Source organism: Pseudomonas sp. NPDC090592, from assembly GCF_044769185.1.
Lineage (GTDB): Bacteria > Pseudomonadota > Gammaproteobacteria > Pseudomonadales > Pseudomonadaceae > Aquipseudomonas.
The window spans coordinates 35,200-53,152 of the sequence record NZ_JBIVXJ010000013.1; the positions used below are offsets into that span (position 1 = coordinate 35,200).

The window sequence follows — 17,953 nt, forward strand, 5'->3', positions numbered from 1 at the left end:
AGGCCGCCACGCAACCACGCGGCGGTGGGTTGTAAGGCTTCAGCCTAGCGAAGCAGCTTGTTGCAGGTTCAGCGAGCGGGTTTCCGGGGCCAGGGCGACCGAGAAGGCCAGGCCGACGAAGGTCACGCCAGCAGCGGCATACATGGTGGCGCCTATGCCATAGCTGTCGAGGGCGATGGGCACCAGCCAGGTGCCAACTGCCGCACCGATCCGCGACATGGAGGTGCCCACGCCCACGGCGCCAGCGCGGATTTCGGTGGGGAACAGTTCGTTGGGGTACACCAGTTGCAGCACCTGGGCGCCACCGATGAACAACGCATAGGCCCCGAACAGCACCAGGATGAGCATCTCGTTGCCATTGCTGAAGACCCCCAGGCCCACCAGCGCCAGCCCCGACCAGAAGAAGCTGTGCAGCAGCGTGGTGCGCCGGCCGATGGTGTTGAGCAGGCGGGTGCCAACGATGCAGCCGACCACGAACAGGAAGGTGATGGCGATGGAGCCGATCGAGGCCCAGTCCCCTTTCAGGTTCAGCGCGCCCAGCACTTTCGGGGCGAACGCATACACGGCAAATACCGGGATCACCGAGCAGGTCCAGAACATGGTGACGAACAGCATGCGCTTGCCGTAGCCGGAGTGCAGCAGGCTGAGGAACGACAGCTTGCGGGTCTTGGGCTCTTCCGGCAGGTTCTGCAGCGAAAAACCGTTGCCGTAGACGCGCTTGATCACCTGCTCGGCCTCGGCCGAACGGCCTTTGCTGATCAGCCAGCGTGGCGACTCCGGTGTACCCAGGCGGATGGCGAACAGCAACGCACCGATCACCGCCGCACTGGCCAGCACCAGGCGCCAGGCGTCATCGCCACCGTGGCGCAGGATGGCCTCACCGGCCAGGTAGGCGGTAGCGGCGCCGGCAAACCACAATACGGTCAGGGTAGCCAGGCGCGGGCCGCGGTTCTTCTTCGGCAGGAACTCCACCAGCAAAGAGGTGGCAACCGGGTATTCGATACCCACGGCGATGCCGATGGCGAACCGCAGCAGGAACAATGCAAGCGCCGATTCCACCCAGAACTGCGCAACCGAGGCCAGGATAAACAGGGTCGGGCCAACGAAGAACACACGCTTGCGGCCGAAGCGGTCGGTCAGCCAACCGCCGAAGAAACCACCGAAGAAAATGCCGATCAACGCCGAGGCAGCAATCATGCCCTGCCAGAAACTGGTGAGCCCCAGGCCTGCAGACATCTGCACCATGGCTACGCCGATAATGCTCAGTACATAGCCATCGACGAACGAGCCGCCACCGGAACGCAGGGTCAGCAACTGGTGGAAGTTGTTGATCGGTACATCTTCAATCGAAACATTCGGATTTGTCATTGTTGTTCCTACCACGTCTGCTACTTGCACATTTTCAAGGCGAGCGCGTCCGCGAAACTGAAAACCGCACTCAGCCCCGGGTGACCGGACTACCCATCTCGATCATCAAATTCGGGCAAGCCGTACCCGTGCCGGCCAACTAACGCCGACGCAAAATGTTCCATGGCCTAACTCAGGTAACGATCAGCTTTCTTTGCCTGCGCGGAACTGCCCCCACATCAGGTTGGCGTTCAACCCCAAGGAAACCAAGGGCTGCGGTGGGTTTGCACAAGGCCCGGGGGCATTGAGCAGAAACTCGATCAGTTCGTTCTTGTCACCGGCCAGCCAGTCGGCCAGCAACTTACCGGTGACGGTGCCACGGGTAACACCCAGGCCGTTACAGCACAGTGCACCCACTACGTTTGGCGCCAACTGGCCAAAGAAGCCCATGTGGTTGCGTGACAATGCCAGTGCACCGCCCCAGGTATATTCAAAGTCCACAGCAGGCAACATCGGGAAGCGCCGGGCAAACGATTCGCGGTGGCGTTCCACGAAGCGCGCCAGGTACTTGCGGTTGCTGCGCCCGTCGGGGTTGTAGCTGAAGCTGTTGCGGATCAGCAGGCGGTTGTCGACCGTGCGGCGCATGGTGGTGCCGAACGGGTCGGCCGGGATGACGCCCCAGTAAGGCTTGCCGCCCAGGCGCGCCTGCTCTTCCTCGGTCAGCGGGCGGGTGATGCTGCCGTAGGTGAACACCGGCAGCATGCGGCCCTTGAGGAAACCGAAGCTCATGCCGAAGGCGTTGGTGGTGAGTACCAGCTTGTCGGCCGTGATCGAGCCGTTGGCATGGCGCAGCACGACCTTGTCGCCGTACTCGACGTCGGTGATCGGCGTGTGCTCGTACAGCGAAACATTCGCCGGCAAGCTGTCAGCCAGGCCTTTGACCAATGCCGAAGGTTGCAGCAAGGCGGTGCCCGGGGTGAACAGGCCCTTGCGGTAGAAGTCCGTGCCGATGTGATCGGGCAAGTCGCGGCCTTCAATCACTTCGTAGGGCTGGCCAAGCTTGTCCAGGCCCCGGCGGTAGGCGTCCAGCACGGCAATGCCGCGGTCTTCGATGGCCGCCTGGTACTTGCCGCAGTGCCGGAACTGGCACTCGATGTCGTACTGCTCGATCAGGTCCTTGAGGTACTGCTGGCCCCCCAGGTTGAGCTTGAGGATGGTCTTGGCGATGTCGATATCGCCGATGTAATCCTCGGCACCGATATCGTGCGGCAGGTCGATGGCAAAGCCAGCGTTGCGCCCGGAGGTGCCGAAGCCGACTTCCTGGGCTTCGACCAGCACGATCTCGTCATGCGGAAAGTTCGTTGCCAGCTGGCGTGCGGCAGCCAGGCCGGTGAAGCCTGCGCCCACCACGACCCAGCGCGCGTGGCTGTGGCCACTGTGGGCCGGCCTTGGCGTACGCGGTTTGCTCAGGTGGTACCAGCCACAGCTGGCATCATCGGCAGGTAACGAACTTATTTTTGTCATCTCACTAACCTGGATCTTGTTGTCGACGGGCGGTCAAGGCCGCAGGCCTGACCTTGGTAATTCATATCTGGATCGGTACATCCAGCCCTTGCGGTGCGGCGTACTCGGCCATGCGCCGGCGCGACAGCTCGAAGTGCTCGCGCACCAGCTGGCCGGCAGTTTGCGGGTCGCGGCGCTCGATGGCCTGGATCATCTGCTCGTGCTGCTCGCAGGCGATTTCGAGGTCGCGCTGCATGTCGTCGGTGGTCGGGTGGCGGTAGAAGATCTTGCCCAGCCGGGTGTGGTCGATCAGCAGGCGGCGCAGGCTCGGCAGCAGATAGTCGTTGTGTGCCATCTTGCCGATTTCCAGGTGGAAGGCGTCGTTGTAGAGCACGCGGTTTTCCACGTCGCGCTCTTCGATAGCCTGGCGGAACTGGGCCTGGATGCCTTTGAGCACTTCGATTTCTTCAGTGCTGGCGTAGGTGGCGGCCAACTGGGTGGTGGCCACGTAGATAAGCGGCGCGGCAACGTAGAAGCTGTGCAGCGACTCGTGGTTCATGGCGGCGACGCGTGGCGCGCGGTTGGCTTCGAGCTCGATGTAGCCTTCGGCGGCAATCTGGCGCAGCAGCTCACGGACAGGGGGGCGCGACAGACCAAATTCGTCGCACAGGGCCAGTTCGTCCACCACGGCGCCCGGGGCCAGTTCCATGCTGAGGATCCGGCGGCGCAGCGCTTCGGCCAGGACGGCTTTGCGGTCCGGCGGCACTTCTGCGGCGAGTGGTTGGACGGTGGCTTTCATGGCGGCCTTCTTTGTTGTCATAGAGCTATGTCTACTATTTGTATAACGACTATAGGGCACTGTTAGACAATGTGTCTACAGCAATTTCGATGAACGGTGAAATCTGTTTGGGCCTTTGTTTTTAGGGGTTTCAGCGGGGTCCAAGGGTGGAATTAAACACCCTTGGGGCTGCATTGCCAAACCGGACAGGTAATTATCCAGATCAGACAAATGTGCAAAATGTACGGGCCCCTTCGCGGGCTTGCCCGCTCCCACAGGTCCGGCGCAGGCCCTGAAAGCTGTGCTGTACCTGTGGGAGCGGGCAAGCCCGCGAAGGGGCCGGCACAAGCAAAAAAGCCACCTGCAGGCAGGTGGCTCTGTTTCATTCACACAAATCCTGTTACGCGGTCGCCAAGGCCTCGCGCCGTGCATGCCGCTTGCTGGTAATCACCCCCAACACCAAAATCACCAACGCCAGTGCAAAGGTCAGCGACACCTCCATGCGGTGCTTGGGCATGACGAACATGGTACCCAGGGCAAAGATGATGAAGCCGATCACCGCATAGGTCAGCCACGGGTACAGCCACATCTTGAAGGCAATCTCCACGTTCTGCCGTTGCAGGATGGCGCGCATGCGCAGTTGCGAGAAGGCAATCGCCAGGTACACCAGCAAGGCGATCGACCCGGAGCTGGCCAGCAGGAAGGCAAACACCTCGGCCGGGGCGAAATAGTTGACGATGGTCGCCAGCATGCCGATCAGCGTGCTGCCGATCACCGCCGCACGCGGCACGCCCACCTTCGAGGTGCGCTGGATGAAGCCCGGCGCATCGCCGCGCCTGCTCAACGAGTAGAGCATCCGTGAAGAAATGTAGATCGACGAGTTCAGGCAGCTGGCCACCGCCACCAGCACCACGATGTCCACCAGTTGCTTGGCATACGGGATGTTCATGATTTCCAGTGCCCGCTGATACGAGCCCTGTACCGGCAGCAACGGGTCGTTCCACGGCACCACCGAGATGATCACGAAGATCGACAGCAGGTAGAACACGCTGATGCGCCAGATCACCGAGCGGGTAGCCTTGGCGATGTTGCGCGCCGGGTCTTTGGATTCGGAGGCGGCAATGGTGACCGCTTCGGTACCCAGGTAGCTGAACATGGTGGTCAGCAAGGCGCCGATGATCGCCGTCCAGCCATTGGGCATGAAACCGCCCTGCTGCTCCAGCAACAGCGGCAAACCGCTCACTTCACGCCCCGGCAACACACCGGCCAGGGCCGCTGCGCCCAAGGTGATGAAAGCGACGATGGCGATTACCTTGAGCATGGCGAACCAGAACTCGAACTCGCCGTACTTGGCCACGCTGAAGAGGTTGGTAGCGGTCAGCAGCACGGTCATGCTCAGGGCGAAGAACCAGGCATCGATGTGCGGGAACCAGTTATTGAGTACCACGCCAGCGGCAATGGCTTCGATCGGTATTACCAGCACCCAGAACCACCAGTACAGCCAGCCGATGGTAAAGCCGGCCCAACGGCCGATGGCGCGGTCGGCATACGTGGAGAACGAACCGGTATCGGGGCTGGCGACGGCCATTTCCCCAAGCATGCGCATCACCAGCACCACCAGCGCGCCGGCCAGTGCATAGGCGACGATGGCCGAGGGGCCGGCTGCGGCAATGGCGTGCCCGGAGCCGATGAACAACCCGGCACCGATGACCCCGGCGATGGAGAGCATGGTCACATGGCGTTGCTTGAAGCCTTGCGCCAGCTGATTGCCGGCGCCACTCGCGCTTGTCATTGTCATCCTGATCCCTGCTTTTGTTTTCTTTGTGGGGGGACGTGAAGCTCCTGGATCGAAACCCAGCGTGGATGAGCTTCGCGCCCGGTCACGGTACGCCAGCGAGGGGCTGGTCAAGTTGCCTGGATCCGCCACGGACTTGACCATAAATGACATTGGCAGCTTTGAAACCTGCGCGGCAGAGCCTTCTGCGCGACACGGGATGTCGCCCGGCGCACCGACTGAACCCTGGCGAGGGTTGGCAGGTCAGCTGCTTACACTTCACAAGGAGGCCTTGCCATGCTCGATATCCATAACGCGACGTCGTCGCAGCATAATGTCCATGGCCTGGAACGGGTCGGCTCGCTGGCCGGTGGCGCATTGATGTTCAGCAAGGGGCTGCGCCATGGTGGCCTAGTCGGCTTGCTGCAGATGGTGGTGGGGGGGATTGCGGTGGCACGCGGGGTCAGCGGGCATTGCTCGACCAAGGCGTGGTGGCAGCGGCACCGGCAGGAATATCACCGGTTGCGCCTGGATATAGAACGCAGTGCGGCGGAGCTGGAGGCGTTGAAGGCCAGTGCCAAGGCGGCGACCAGAGGGGTTACGGTGACTGGCAAGGATCCGCTGGCTGGCGCTTGACTGATGCATTGCCTGTACTGGCCTCTTCGCGGGCTTGCCCGCTCCCACAGGTATTGCGCAACCCTGTAAGGCCGTGCAGTACCTGTGGGAGCGGGCAAGCCCGCGAAGAGGCCGGTGCAGGCAATTGAGATGCCTAACGCAACGCCTTGCTCTGCAACACCTCGGAGCGCCGCCCCAGCACATTCTCGCTGATCTGCACGAAGTCTTCGGTACTCACGCTGGGCAGGCGCATCAACCCGCGTACCACATCGTCCAGCGAACGCTTGGCCTGGGTATGGATACGGATTTCCTTGTCCAGTGCCTGGAGCAGCATCACCCCACGGGCCACCTGGGCGGGGCTTGCGCGGTCGCCCTTGAGCCGGGTGACCTTGGCGCCCTGCTTGCTCAGACGTGCCTGCCAGGCCTGGTAACGGTCGTCACTCACGCCGCCGGAGCGGCGCAGCAGTTCGCTGGCGTAGTAGTCGGTCAGGCTTTCCACCAGCCAGTCACTGCCATCACGCCCACGAATTTGCGCAAACAACTGCACCACTTCGCGCAGCAACGGGCTGCTGCCGTTCTCGCTCACCATCGGCCGGGCGCTGTGCAGGTACAGCGAACCCTGCGCAGCCATTGCCCCGCGCCACATGCCATCACGGGCACCCACCAGCAACAGTTTTGGCGGGTTACGTGGGAACACGGCCTGCAACTGCGGCCACACGAACGTCAGCAGGGTCAGGCTGTCCATGCGCCGCATGCCCTGCCCCACCGGTGCGGCTATGGTGACCTCGGTATCGCCCAGGCGGGCACGGCGGCTGCCCAGGTCGCCAGCCAGCATCCAGCCGGTCGGGCGGTCGAACAGGCGCGAAACGTTGTCGATGCGGAACTTGTCCTTGCCAATGCGCGGCCAGGAGGTTTCGATGCTCTTCCAGCCCTCAGGCAGGTCAAACGCCAGGCGCGCCACCAACTCGGTGCCATCCTGCTGGTCAAGGCGCGCAGGCGGTACCAGCTGGTCGCCAAGGAACAGCGCCCAGTGCGGGGTAATGCGCGAGGAATAGGCACCGCTGGCGAGCTTCTGATCCAGCTGCACGCGGTAACTGAGGCTGGTCTTGCCGGCCGACGGCTGCCACACGCCGCGCTGCCCCTGCACTTGCCATTGGCCATCAGCCTGGAAGCCGCTATAGGCCCCGGCCTTGCCCAGGTCGAAGTCGAGGCGGCGTACGGCACTGCCGTCTGCCAAGGTGAGGCGGACTTCAGCCTGGCCACTGGCTGGCAGCAGATGCACCTGGTAGTCGAGGTCGACCTTTTTCGCCCAGGCCGGCGAACTGGCCATCAGGGTCAGTAACAGAAACAGCTGGCAACGCATACAGAAACTCCTTGTTTCCCCGTGGCAGCGGGCCGCGCCGGTCAGCTGGCACGGAAGATCAGGTGGTCTTCCCAGTCGTCTTCGTGCACATCGTCTTCACTGAGCATACGCCCCGACTGGGAAATGCGCTGTTCATGGACCTGCTGGCGATCGCCGCAGACCAGGTGGTGCCAGGCGGGCAGGTCCTTGCCTTCGCTGACCAGGCGGTAGCCGCAGGTACTTGGCAGCCACTTGAACTGGTCGGCCTTGCCCGGGGTAAGCTGAATGCAGTCGGGCACGTGGGCGAAGCGATTGGGGTAGTCGCTGCACTGACAGGTGTGCATGTCCAGCAGCTTGCAGGCGATGCGCGTGTAATAGACGCTGTTGTCATCCTCGTCCTCGAGCTTTTGCAGGCAGCACAGGCCACAACCGTCGCACAGCGACTCCCACTCTTGCGGGCTGAGTTGTTCGAGGGTCTTGCGCCGCCAGAACAGCGCGTTTTCAGCGATCATCACACGGGGTTCCTGCATTGAGTCAGCTACTAGCTTCAAGCTGTAAGCTTCAAGCTAAGACTGCGCGTACGGCTTTTCTCTTGGGGCTTGCAGCTTGCCACTTGAAGCTGGGTGCCATGGCGGCGCCAGTCTAGAGCCTGGCCTTCGGCAAAGCCAGACCGCTTGTCAGTCGCGACGGGACGCAGTAGCGTGCGGGTTTCCCGTCCGTTTGCAGGAGCAGTCATGAGCGCCAACCCCCGCATCGCCGATTACGCCATCAACGAGCAGTTCATCAACCGCTGGTCCCCGCGTGCTTTCACCGCCGAGCCTATCAGCGAAGAAACCCTGCTGAGCTTCCTGGAAGCCGCGCGCTGGGCACCGTCGGCGTACAACTCGCAGCCTTGGCGCTTCCTCTATGCCCGCCGCGACACGCCGAGCTGGGAGCGTTACCTGAGCCTGTTGGTGCCGTTCAACCGCGGCTGGGCGCAGCAGGCGTCGGCATTGGTGCTGGTCATTTCCAAGACGACGTTTGCCGCCCCGGGCGCGACGGAAGAAAAACCCGCGCTGTGGCACACCTTCGACACCGGCTCCGCCTGGGGGCACCTGGCGTTGCAGGCCAGCATCAGCGGCTGGCATACCCATGGCATGGCCGGCTTCGACCAGGACCTGGCGCGTCAGGAACTGAAGATTCCCGAGGGCTATGTACTGCATGCCATGGTGGCGATCGGCAAGCTGGGTGACAAGGCCAGCCTGGATGAAGCACTGCAATCGCGTGAAGTACCAAGCCCGCGCAAGCCGCTGAGCGAGCTGGCGGCTGAGGGTGATTTCAGCCTGTAAGCCTTTGGTTGGCTGTACTGGCCTCTTCGCGGGCACGCCCGCTCCCACAGGGATTGCACAGTACCTGAGGGATGTGGGGTACCTGTGGGAGCGGGCGTGCCCGCGAAGAGGCCGGTACAGGCACTACAAATCAATAGCCCCGGGCAAAGTCCACTTCACCCCGCAACCCCTGCCCCGCTTCATACGCCTGCACATTCTCGACAAACAACCGCACCATCGCCGCCGGCGAGGTGGGTGCCGAGCTGTGCCCGGTGAGCAGCAGCCCCCAGGCGGTCCAGAACGGGTGCTGGCGGGGCAATGGCTCCTGCCGGCACACATCGATCACCGCACCGGCCAGATGCCCTTCCTTCAGGGCCTCGACCAGATCGGCATCGACCACCGCCGCGCCACGCCCGGCATTGATGAACAACGTGGTCGGCTGGAAGCATTTGAACAGCGCAGCGTCATACAAGTCATGCGTGGCCGGGGTATCCGGCAACAGGTTGAGCACGTAGTCGACCTGGCCAACCATGCGCGGCAGGTCGGCCAGCGCCGCCACTTCGACGAACGGCGCCTGCTCCCGGGCGCTACTGGCCACGCCGTACAGCACCACGCCAAACGGTTGCAGGAATTCGGCCACCCGCTGGCCAATGTCGCCGGTGCCCACAATCAGCACCTTGCGCCCTTCCAGCGTACGCCCCGGGCGGTCGTCCCAGCGCCGCTCCACCTGGCTGACCAGGCGCGACAGCACCTCGCGCTCATGGCCGAGCATGTAGGTGAGCATGTACTCGGCCATCACCTGACCGAAGATGCCCACCGCCCGGGTCAGGCGATAGTCCCGCGGCAGGCCATCGGCCAGCAACGGCGTGATACCGGCCCAGGTCGACTGCATCCAGCCCGGCTTGTGGCCCTGGCGCAACAAGCTCGCCAGCAAGTCCGGCTGGCCTAGCCACACCGGGCACTGCGCTGCCTGACGGGCCAGTTCGGCAGAGTCACCGCTGGTGAGGATTTGCAGCTCTGGCGCCGCTTCGCGCAAAAGCCCGGCGTATCGGGCATGGTCATGCTCTGCGATCAGTACTCGCATGATCAGACCGGGTCGTTTCGGCGCAGCAGCTCTTCGGGCAGGTGCTCGATGTACTCGTCTTCCACCGGCGGCATCTGCAGGTGGTAGCCCTGGCTGTCGAGGTTCTCCAGCACCTTGGTGATGTCCTCGCGGGCCAGCTTGCGCTCAGGGGTGAGCACCAGGTCGAAGGCATGCAGCGGGGTACCGAAGAACGGCAACAGGCCTTCGGGTACGCGCTCCAGGCCGTCAGCCTTGAGCACGTACAGGTACATTTCGTTCTTGCGGGGGCTCTTGTAGATCGAGCAAATGCGTTTCATCGGGTCTCTCCGGCACCTGCAAGGCTGTCCAGCAGGGCCTGGCCCATACGCTCACGGCGCCAGCCGCGCAGCGAATCGGGCAGTTGATAAGGGCCATTGGGGTAGCCGCTCTTGAGCAGCGCTTCCAGGGCTTTCTTGCGCAGCATCAGCTCGGGGGCAATCCCCAGGCGCTCGCCTTCGGCCTGGCCGATGGCACGCAGCTGCTTGAGGATGCCAGCCGCCTCGATCGGCAGCGGCTCGGGCAACGCCTGAGGCCATTGCTCGGCAGGCTGGCTGGCAGCGCGCTGGATCAGCTGGATGAGGAATTCACCGTCCTGACGAATGGTGCGCGGGTGCATCTCGTCGATCCTGGCCAGCGCCGACAGGTTGTTCGGCTGGCTCTTGGCCATGGGCCACAGCGAGTGCTCCTTGAGGATACGGTTGCGCGGCACATCGCGGTTGCGCGCTTCGCGCTCGCGCCAGGCACACAGCGCTCGCAGCACCGCCAGTTGCTGGGGGGCCAGCTTCCAGGCGAGCTTGACGTCGCGGTAGAGGGTTTCGGGCTCGACCTCACGGCGCAACGCAGCCACCAGCTCGGCGCCGTCTTCGAGCACCCAGGCGTACTTGTCGTCGCTCAGGCGCGGGCGCAGGGCGGTAAACAGCTCGGCCAGGTGCACGGCATCCTCGGCGGCGTAGCTGACCTGGGTTTCCGACAGCGGGCGCTGCAGCCAGTCGGAGCGGGTTTCACCCTTGGGCAGTTCGATGCCCAGCACCTCCTGCACCAACCGCGAATAGCCCATGGAGAAACCCAGGTTCAGGTAACCGGCGGCCAACTGCGTGTCGAACAACGGCTGGGGCAGCTTGCCGGTCAGGCGCAACAGCACTTCGAGGTCTTCGCTGCAGGCGTGCAGCACCTTGACCACTGCGCTGTCATCCAGCAGGTCGGCCAAGGGTTGCCAGTTGCCGATCAGCAGCGGATCGATCAGGAAGGCCCGCTGGCCGTCGCCGATCTGGATCAGCCCGGCTTTCGGGTAGAAGGTGTCGACCCGCATGAATTCGGTGTCGACGGCGACAAAGGGCAGTTGGTGCCAGTCGCGGCAGTGTTCGGCCAGGCTCTGGTCGTCACGGATCCAGTGAATTTCGATGGCCACAAGGCTCTCCCACTAACATTGGCGCGCAGTATATACGGCGCGGGCACTGCTGGTGAAACCTGCGCCATCCTTGATATCGATCAGTGGTGCTGTTGTGCATGCCTGGCCCTGTGGGAGCGGGCATGCCCGCGAAGCAGGCGACGCGGTGGATGGCACGGGCTTCGCCCGTGTTCGCGGGCACGCCCGCTCCCACAGAGACCGCGCAAGCTTGCAGGTTTTGAACAAGACGGCCGCTCCGACATGGAACGCTCGTCGCTTCAGCGCTTGGCCGCCAGCCAAGGCCGGCAACTGGCGAACATGTCCAGCGACTGCTGGTAGACCTCGGTACGCACCTGCAACAGGCCGAGCATGGAGTGGAACAGGTTGTCCTGCGACAGCGGGGCATCGCTGAGCTTGGCCAGGCAGTCGGTATCGACGCCAAAGTCCTCTTTGTAGCTGTCAGAGAACCAGGTCAGCAGTGGCACGTGTTTCTGCTGCTCCGGGGCGATGGCGTAAGGCGTGCCGTGCAGGAACAGGTTGTACTCACCCAGCGACTCGCCATGATCGGAGAGGTAGATCATCGCGGTGTCGACCTTGTCCTGCTTGCTGCGCAGGGTGTCGATCAGCGAAGCCAGCACCTTGTCGGTGTAGGCCAGGGTGTTGTCGTAGCCGTTGATGATTTCCTGCTCGCTGCATTGGTTGAGCGCGTTGCTCTGGCACACAGGGGTGAAGCGCTCGCTGCCACCTGGGTAACGCTTGAAGTATTCCGGGCCATGGCTGCCCATCTGATGCAGCACCAGCACGGTATCCTTGTCGAGGTTGTCGATCAGCTCGTCCAGGCCTTGCAACAGGATCTGGTCATGGCATTCGCCATTGGCGCACAGCTGAGGGTCCTTCAGGTTGCTGACATCGATGAACTGCACGCGGTCGCAGGTACCTTTGCAGCCCGACTGGTTGTCACGCCACTGCACGGCCAGGCCGGCACGCTGAAGGATATCCAGCAGCCCTTCGCGGTTCTTCGCTACACGGGCATCGTATTCCTTGCGCGTCATGCCAGAGAACATGCACGGCACCGAGACGGCCGTTTCGGTACCGCACGAATGCACATCGGAAAACGCCAGCAGGCCCTGCTCCTTGGCCAGGTTCGGCGTGGTATCGCGCTCATAGCCCAGCACACCGAAGTGGTCTGCCCGCGCACTTTCACCCACCACCAGCACTGTCAGCGACTTGCGCTCGTGCTTCTGCCAGGCCACATCGCGTTTGGCATCTTCGCCGTAGTTCTGGAACGGCCGCGATGCCGTACCGACACGCTCGCTCACATAACCAATGGAAGCGCCGACGATATTGCTGGGGGTGAGCATCAGGCGCAATTCGTGGTGGTTGCGCAGCAACGACGACAAACCCTGGTAGTTGACCAGCGCCACCGAGCCCAGGGCCACCACGCAGGCGCCACTGACCACCAGCTTGCCGAGCAACTCGCGGTGCCAGCGGCGATAGGCGATGGGCGCCTTCCATAACAGCACCGAAGGCAGTACACCAAGCAGCAGGATATAGGCGGCAAACTTGAACGACATCAGGTCGCGTACTTCCGCAACGTTGGTCTCGGCCATATTACGGAACATGCCGGCATCAATAAGTACGCCGTACTGGTTCATGAAGTAAGCCACGCCCGCGCCACTCATGAACAACACAATGAGCAACGGTTTCAATACATAGCGGAAGGCAAACAACGTGAGGATCAGGTTGAAGGCAAACAGCATCAGCACGGCAAACGCCAGGCTCAGCCACAACCCCGACAGGCCGGGCGGCACAACCTCTTGCAGATGCTCCCAAAGGAACATGTTGAAGCCAATCAGCAGGTAAAGGCTGGCCAGCAGCGTGACCCATTCAGTCCGCAGGGATTTGAAGTTGAGCATCAGCGTTCGCAATCAAGAGTGATTATCAACCCCCAGGCCAGATGGCACCGTGGGAAAGTTGGGCGAACTCTAGAAAGCGCGTCATCAATTTTTTGTGAAAAAGACGGTAACAATTTCGTGAGCAGGCGTCTTTTATCAAATACGTGAAAACCGTTCAGCTGCCATTCAGCCTGGCAGCCGTCACCAGGCTGCGCAAAGACGGCTATCCTCAGAGGTCAGGACCTTACCGACAACCCCTGACAGAGGTGAAGAAATGCCAGTTCCGCATGATCTGCTCGCTGACCTGCACGTTACCGCTGATGCATTCCAGGCGCTCATTGACAAGGACCAGACGCTGCACTCGCTGCACAAGGAATACAACGCCAAGGACAAGGAGGTGGTTGCCGCCGAAAACAACGGCACCAACGACGAGACCGTCAACCGCTTGCGCAAGGAAAGGTTGCTGATCAAGGACAAGATCGAACGGATCATCCATCCGCCCAAATCCTGATGTAAATGTATTGAATTTACTGGCCTCTTCGCGGGCTTGCCCGCTCCCACAGGTCCCCACTGCCCTGAAGACCTGTGCAATACCTGTGGGAGCGGGCAAGCCCGCGAAGAGGCCAGCAGCCCTTACACAGCAACCAAAGCGTTCAACGCCCCATCCAGATCCTCGATCAGGTCACGATAGTCCTCGATCCCCATCGAAAGCCGCAGCAGGTTTTCGCTGATCCCCATCACCCCTTTCTGCTCCGGGCTCAGCGAGCAGTGCGACATGGTCCACGAGTGGTTGATCATGCTCTCCACCCCGCCCAGCGAGTCGGCCAGCACAAAAATCTGCAGCGCCTCCACCAGGCGGTTGAGCGCGGCGCGGTCGCCCTTGACCTTCATCGCCACCACCGCCCCGCCGCTTCGCATCTGCCGTTTGCACAGTTCGTGCTGCGGGTGGCTTTCCAGCCCTGGGTAATACACCTGTTCGATCTGCGGGTGGCTTTCAAGGAAGCGCGCTACCTGCAAGGCATTGGCACACTGGCGCTCCATGCGCACATCCAGGGTCTTCAGGCCGCGCAGGGCCAGGTAGCAGTCGAACGGCCCCTGCACCGCGCCAATCGCCATGCTGATGCGGCGCAGGCGTGCCAACAGTGCATCGTTGGCCGCCACCACCACGCCGCCGGTCAGGTCGGAATGGCCGCCGATGTACTTGCTGGCCGAATGCATCACCAGGTCCACACCCAGGGTGATCGGGCGCTGGTTCCACGGCGAGCAGAAGGTGTTGTCGATACAGGTGAGGATGCCCCGGGCCTTGGCCAGGTCGCACACCGCCTTGATGTCGACCAGGTGCAACAACGGGTTGGTGGGCGACTCGATCCAGATCAGCTGGGTTTCCGGTTTGATGGCTGCGGCCACCGCCTCAAGGTCGTTGAGGTCGACGTAGGTGGTGGTCAGGCCCGAGGTGCGGCTGCGGTAGTCCTCCAGGATGCGGAAGGTGCCACCGTACACACCGTTCATCACCACCACATGGGCATCCTTGGGCAGCAGCTCGAGCACGGTTGCCGTGGCGTTTACGCCCGACGCACAGGCCACCGCGCCCACGCCTTCTTCCAGGGCCGCGACACAGGTTTCGTAGGCATGCCGGGTGGGGTTGCCGACACGGCTGTAGGAGTACTCCGGCTTGTCGTCCAGGCTGCGCTTGGTGAACGAACTGGCGGTGACGATGGCCGGGAAAATGGCGTTTTCGGCGACGCTGAACTGCTCGCCGGCGTGAATGGTGCGGGTGGCGAAATTGCGTGGCTTGTCGGACATGGTCAGGCCCATTGGCAGAGTGAAAGCTGCAACTATCGCACAACCCAAATGTTCTGGCCTTGGGGTAATCTGTGAAAAATTTTTCTACACGGCCCGCGCGCGATATGGACAGTTTCGACCAGCACATTCTTACCCTGCTTCAGCGCGATGCCTCGATCTCGCTCAAAGACCTGGCCGAGGCCGTCAACCTGTCCACCACTCCCTGCTGGAAGCGGGTCAAGCGCCTGGAAGAAGAAGGCTACATACTCGGCCGTGTTGCCCTGCTGGACCCGGAACGGCTGGGATTGGGGCTTACCGTGTTCGTCCAGCTCAAGACCCAGCGCCACGACAGCGCCTGGCTGGAGCAGTTTGCCGCGACCGTGACCGGGTTCGAGGAAGTGATGGAGTTCTACCGCATGTCGGGGGACTGGGACTACATGTTGCGAGTGGTGGTGGGGGATATTGCGGCGTATGACCGGTTCTACAAAAAGCTGATTACCAGCACCGATGGGCTGTCCAACATCACTTCCAGTTTTGCCATGGAGCAGATGAAGTACACCACCGCTTATCCGGTGAACCGTTCCTGATTCTGGTAGGCAGTACCGGCCCTATCGCCGGCAAGCCAGCTCCCACAGGTACAGCACAGGTTCTGACATCTGTGCGATCCCTGTGGGAGCTGGCTTGCCAGCGATAGGGCCCTTACAGGCAACAATCAATCCGAGGCCAACACCGCCGCAATCCGGTTCCCCGCCTTGGCCTTCTCCACCTTGATCGCCACAAACTTCGACGTCGGCGTATACGTTCCCACACCATAACTCTCCAGCGGCACCAGCGGGTTGGTCTCCGGGTAATACGCCGCTGCCTGCCCTTCAGGCACGTCATACGCCACCAGGCGGAAGCCCGACACCCGCCGCTCCACGCCATCCTCCCACAGCGACACCAGGTCCACCTGCTCACCCGGTTCAAAGCCCAGGCGGCGGATGTCGGCCTCGTTGACGAACACCACCTCACGCAGGCCGAACACACCGCGGTAGCGGTCGTCCAGGCCATACAGGGTGGTGTTGTACTGGTCGTGCGAACGCAGGGTCTGCAGGATCAGGTCGGGCTTGTCGCCCCGCGCCAGCACCTTGGCGTTGATCAACTCTTCCGGCAGTGCGTGGGGCATGAACCGGGCCTTGCCCGTGGCGGTGCGGAAGTTGCGATCGGCAGCATTGTTGCCCAGATGGAAACCGCCCGGGCTATGCAGGCGTTCGTTGAAACCGGTAAAGCCCGGGATCACGTCGGCAATCATGTCACGAATACGGTTGTAGTCGGCCACCGCATATTCCCAGTCGATCGGCTGGTTGCCCAGCGTGGCCTTGGCCATGCCGGCGATGATCCACGGCTCCGAGCGCATGTGCGGCGAACGCGGGCGCAACTGGCCGTTGGAAATGTGCACCATGCTGAAGGTGTCTTCCACGGTCACGCCTTGCGGCCCTTCGGCCTGCAGGTCGATTTCGGTCCGGCCCAGGCAGGGCAGGATCAGCGCATCGCGGCCAGTGACCAGGTGCGAGCGGTTGAGTTTGGTGGATATCTGCACGGTCAACGCGCAATTCTGCAGCGCCGCGTGGGTGCGCGGCGTGTCCGGGGTAGCTTGGGCAAAGTTGCCGCCCAGGGCGACGAACACCTTGGCCCGCCCCTCTTCCATGGCCTTGATCGCCAGCACCGCGTTGTGCCCATGGGCACGCGGCACACGGAACTGGAAGCGTTTTTCGATGGCATCGAGCAGCGCCGGCTTGGGCTTTTCGTCGATGCCCATGGTGCGGTCGCCCTGCACGTTGCTGTGGCCGCGTACCGGCGACAAGCCAGCGCCTGGTTTGCCGACGTTGCCGCGCAGCAACTGCAGGTTGACGATTTCCTGCACGGTAGGCACCGAATGGCGGTGCTGGGTAACGCCCATGGCCCAGCACATGATCACCCGCTCAGCCTTGCGGTACATGCGTGCCGCCAGCTCGATCTCGGCCAGGGTCAGGCCCGACTGCTTGACGATATGCTCCCAGGAGGTGGCGTCCACTGCCGCCAGGTAGTCATCGACGCCGCTGGTATGCTCGGCGATAAAGGCATGGTCGAACACCGCAGGCTCACCGTTGGCCTGGGCTTCGCGCTCCCACTGCAACAGGTATTTGGCAATGCCGCGCATGGCCGCCATGTCACCGCCCAGGGCCGGGCGGAAGTAGGCGCTGGAGGTCGGTTCGGAGCCGTTGCTGAGCATTTCGAACGGGTGTTGCGGGTGCTGGAAGCGCTCCAGGCCCCGCTCTTTCAGCGGGTTGAAGCACACCACCTGAGCCCCGCGCTTGACCGCCTCACGCAGCGGCTCGAGCATGCGCGGGTGGTTGGTGCCTGGGTTCTGGCCGATGACAAAGATCGCGTCGGCCAGTTCCAGGTCGTGGAACACCACCGTGCCCTTACCCACCCCGAGGGTTTCCGACATGCCTGCGCCACTGGCTTCGTGGCACATGTTCGAGCAGTCGGGGAAGTTGTTGGTGCCGTAGGCGCGCACGAACAGCTGATAGAGGAACGCCGCCTCGTTGCTGGCCCGGCCCGACGTGTAGAACTCGGCCTCGTCTGGCGACTGCAGCGCACGCAGGTGCCTGGCGACCAGCTCGAAGGCCTCCTGCCAGGTGGTTTCGACATAGTGGTCGGTGGCAGCGTCGTAGCGCATCGGGTGCGTGAGGCGGCCCTGGTATTCGAGCCAGTAGTCAGTCTGGTCCTTCAGCGCGCTGACGCTGTATTTAGCGAAGAACGCCGGGTCAACCGAGCGGCCGGTGGCTTCCCAGTTGACTGCCTTGGCGCCGTTTTCGCAGAACTTGACCATGTCGCTTTCCGGCGACTCGCCCCAGGCGCAGCCGGGGCAGTCGAAGCCGCCGTTCTGGTTGGTCTTGAGCATGGCCCGCAGGTTCTTGAAGGCATTTTCGCTGCCAAGCCAGCTCTTGGTGACGCTCTTGAGCGCCCCCCAGCCGGCGGCGGCGCCTTTGTAGTCCCTGATGTGTTCGTCCTGGCTCATGCGATGAATCCTCACGCTGCGGTGCTTTTATCCAGCGTATGGAGCGTGGGGTGGGGGCGTCCAATCGAAAGATCTTAC

The 17,953-nt window shown here is 62.6% G+C and carries 16 protein-coding genes; 4 read left to right on the top strand and 12 right to left on the bottom strand.

The features are described from left to right. Positions 1-39 precede the first annotated feature (39 nt). The 4 genes from ACIQUI_RS13700 to gabP all read right to left on the bottom strand — a co-directional run bounded on the left by ACIQUI_RS13700 (position 40) and on the right by gabP (position 5,426). Positions 40-1,368: an MFS transporter gene (locus ACIQUI_RS13700; RefSeq protein WP_403199296.1), complete on the bottom strand. Its 1,329-nt coding sequence runs from the start codon at positions 1,366-1,368 to the stop codon at positions 40-42. 183 nt (positions 1,369-1,551) lie between these two features. Then, on the bottom strand, positions 1,552-2,871 hold the full coding sequence (locus ACIQUI_RS13705) for an NAD(P)/FAD-dependent oxidoreductase (RefSeq protein ID WP_403199299.1): 1,320 nt from the start codon (positions 2,869-2,871) through the stop codon (positions 1,552-1,554). Between the two features lie 61 nt (positions 2,872-2,932). Continuing rightward, the gene (locus ACIQUI_RS13710) at positions 2,933-3,649 is read right to left on the bottom strand and encodes a GntR family transcriptional regulator (protein ID WP_403199302.1); all 717 of its coding nucleotides are present in this window, start codon (positions 3,647-3,649) and stop codon (positions 2,933-2,935) included. Between the two features lie 379 nt (positions 3,650-4,028). Continuing rightward, complete coding sequence (gene gabP / locus ACIQUI_RS13715; protein WP_403199305.1) at positions 4,029-5,426, bottom strand: GABA permease; 1,398 nt, start codon at positions 5,424-5,426, stop codon at positions 4,029-4,031. 273 nt (positions 5,427-5,699) lie between these two features. On the opposite strand from gabP, the gene ACIQUI_RS13720 reads away from it, so the two are divergent. Next, a complete protein-coding gene (locus ACIQUI_RS13720; RefSeq protein WP_403199308.1) occupies positions 5,700-6,038 on the top strand; it encodes a DUF2892 domain-containing protein in 339 nt (112 codons plus the stop codon). Positions 6,039-6,171: 133 nt separating this feature from the next. Here the strand turns inward: ACIQUI_RS13720 and ACIQUI_RS13725 are convergent, their stop codons facing one another. Both ACIQUI_RS13725 and ACIQUI_RS13730 read right to left on the bottom strand, forming a co-directional pair. After that, entirely contained in the window at positions 6,172-7,380 is a 1,209-nt protein-coding gene (locus ACIQUI_RS13725) for a hypothetical protein (RefSeq protein ID WP_403199311.1), read from the bottom strand. Positions 7,381-7,421: 41 nt separating this feature from the next. Continuing rightward, positions 7,422-7,871 (bottom strand): YcgN family cysteine cluster protein, encoded by a 450-nt coding sequence (locus ACIQUI_RS13730; RefSeq protein ID WP_403199313.1) that lies wholly within the window; start codon positions 7,869-7,871, stop codon positions 7,422-7,424. A 222-nt stretch (positions 7,872-8,093) separates the two neighbouring features. Between ACIQUI_RS13730 and ACIQUI_RS13735 the strand changes: the two genes are divergently transcribed. Further along, a complete protein-coding gene (locus ACIQUI_RS13735; RefSeq protein WP_403199316.1) occupies positions 8,094-8,687 on the top strand; it encodes a nitroreductase family protein in 594 nt (197 codons plus the stop codon). 130 nt (positions 8,688-8,817) lie between these two features. Here the strand turns inward: ACIQUI_RS13735 and ACIQUI_RS13740 are convergent, their stop codons facing one another. The 4 genes from ACIQUI_RS13740 to ACIQUI_RS13755 form a co-directional block, all read right to left on the bottom strand. Next, on the bottom strand, positions 8,818-9,750 hold the full coding sequence (locus tag ACIQUI_RS13740) for a D-2-hydroxyacid dehydrogenase (protein ID WP_403199319.1): 933 nt from the start codon (positions 9,748-9,750) through the stop codon (positions 8,818-8,820). Between the two features lie 2 nt (positions 9,751-9,752). Further along, complete coding sequence (locus ACIQUI_RS13745; protein ID WP_403199322.1) at positions 9,753-10,046, bottom strand: YcgL domain-containing protein; 294 nt, start codon at positions 10,044-10,046, stop codon at positions 9,753-9,755. Continuing rightward, positions 10,043-11,176, bottom strand: coding sequence for a ribonuclease D (gene rnd / locus ACIQUI_RS13750; protein ID WP_403199325.1), 1,134 nt, complete (start codon positions 11,174-11,176; stop codon positions 10,043-10,045). Before rnd ends, ACIQUI_RS13745 begins: the two co-directional genes overlap by 4 nt. Before the next feature lie 257 nt (positions 11,177-11,433). Next, positions 11,434-13,071: a phosphoethanolamine transferase gene (locus ACIQUI_RS13755; protein WP_403199328.1), complete on the bottom strand. Its 1,638-nt coding sequence runs from the start codon at positions 13,069-13,071 to the stop codon at positions 11,434-11,436. 253 nt (positions 13,072-13,324) lie between these two features. On the opposite strand from ACIQUI_RS13755, the gene ACIQUI_RS13760 reads away from it, so the two are divergent. Next, positions 13,325-13,561: a YdcH family protein gene (locus tag ACIQUI_RS13760; RefSeq protein WP_403199330.1), complete on the top strand. Its 237-nt coding sequence runs from the start codon at positions 13,325-13,327 to the stop codon at positions 13,559-13,561. A 122-nt stretch (positions 13,562-13,683) separates the two neighbouring features. Here the strand turns inward: ACIQUI_RS13760 and ACIQUI_RS13765 are convergent, their stop codons facing one another. Beyond that, complete coding sequence (locus ACIQUI_RS13765) at positions 13,684-14,865, bottom strand: aminotransferase class I/II-fold pyridoxal phosphate-dependent enzyme (protein WP_391127212.1); 1,182 nt, start codon at positions 14,863-14,865, stop codon at positions 13,684-13,686. Between the two features lie 92 nt (positions 14,866-14,957). Between ACIQUI_RS13765 and ACIQUI_RS13770 the strand changes: the two genes are divergently transcribed. After that, positions 14,958-15,419, top strand: coding sequence for an Lrp/AsnC family transcriptional regulator (locus ACIQUI_RS13770; protein WP_403199333.1), 462 nt, complete (start codon positions 14,958-14,960; stop codon positions 15,417-15,419). Between the two features lie 125 nt (positions 15,420-15,544). On the opposite strand, the gene ACIQUI_RS13775 is transcribed toward ACIQUI_RS13770, so the two are convergent. Further along, a complete protein-coding gene (locus tag ACIQUI_RS13775; protein ID WP_403199336.1) occupies positions 15,545-17,875 on the bottom strand; it encodes an FdhF/YdeP family oxidoreductase in 2,331 nt (776 codons plus the stop codon). Positions 17,876-17,953 lie beyond the last annotated feature (78 nt).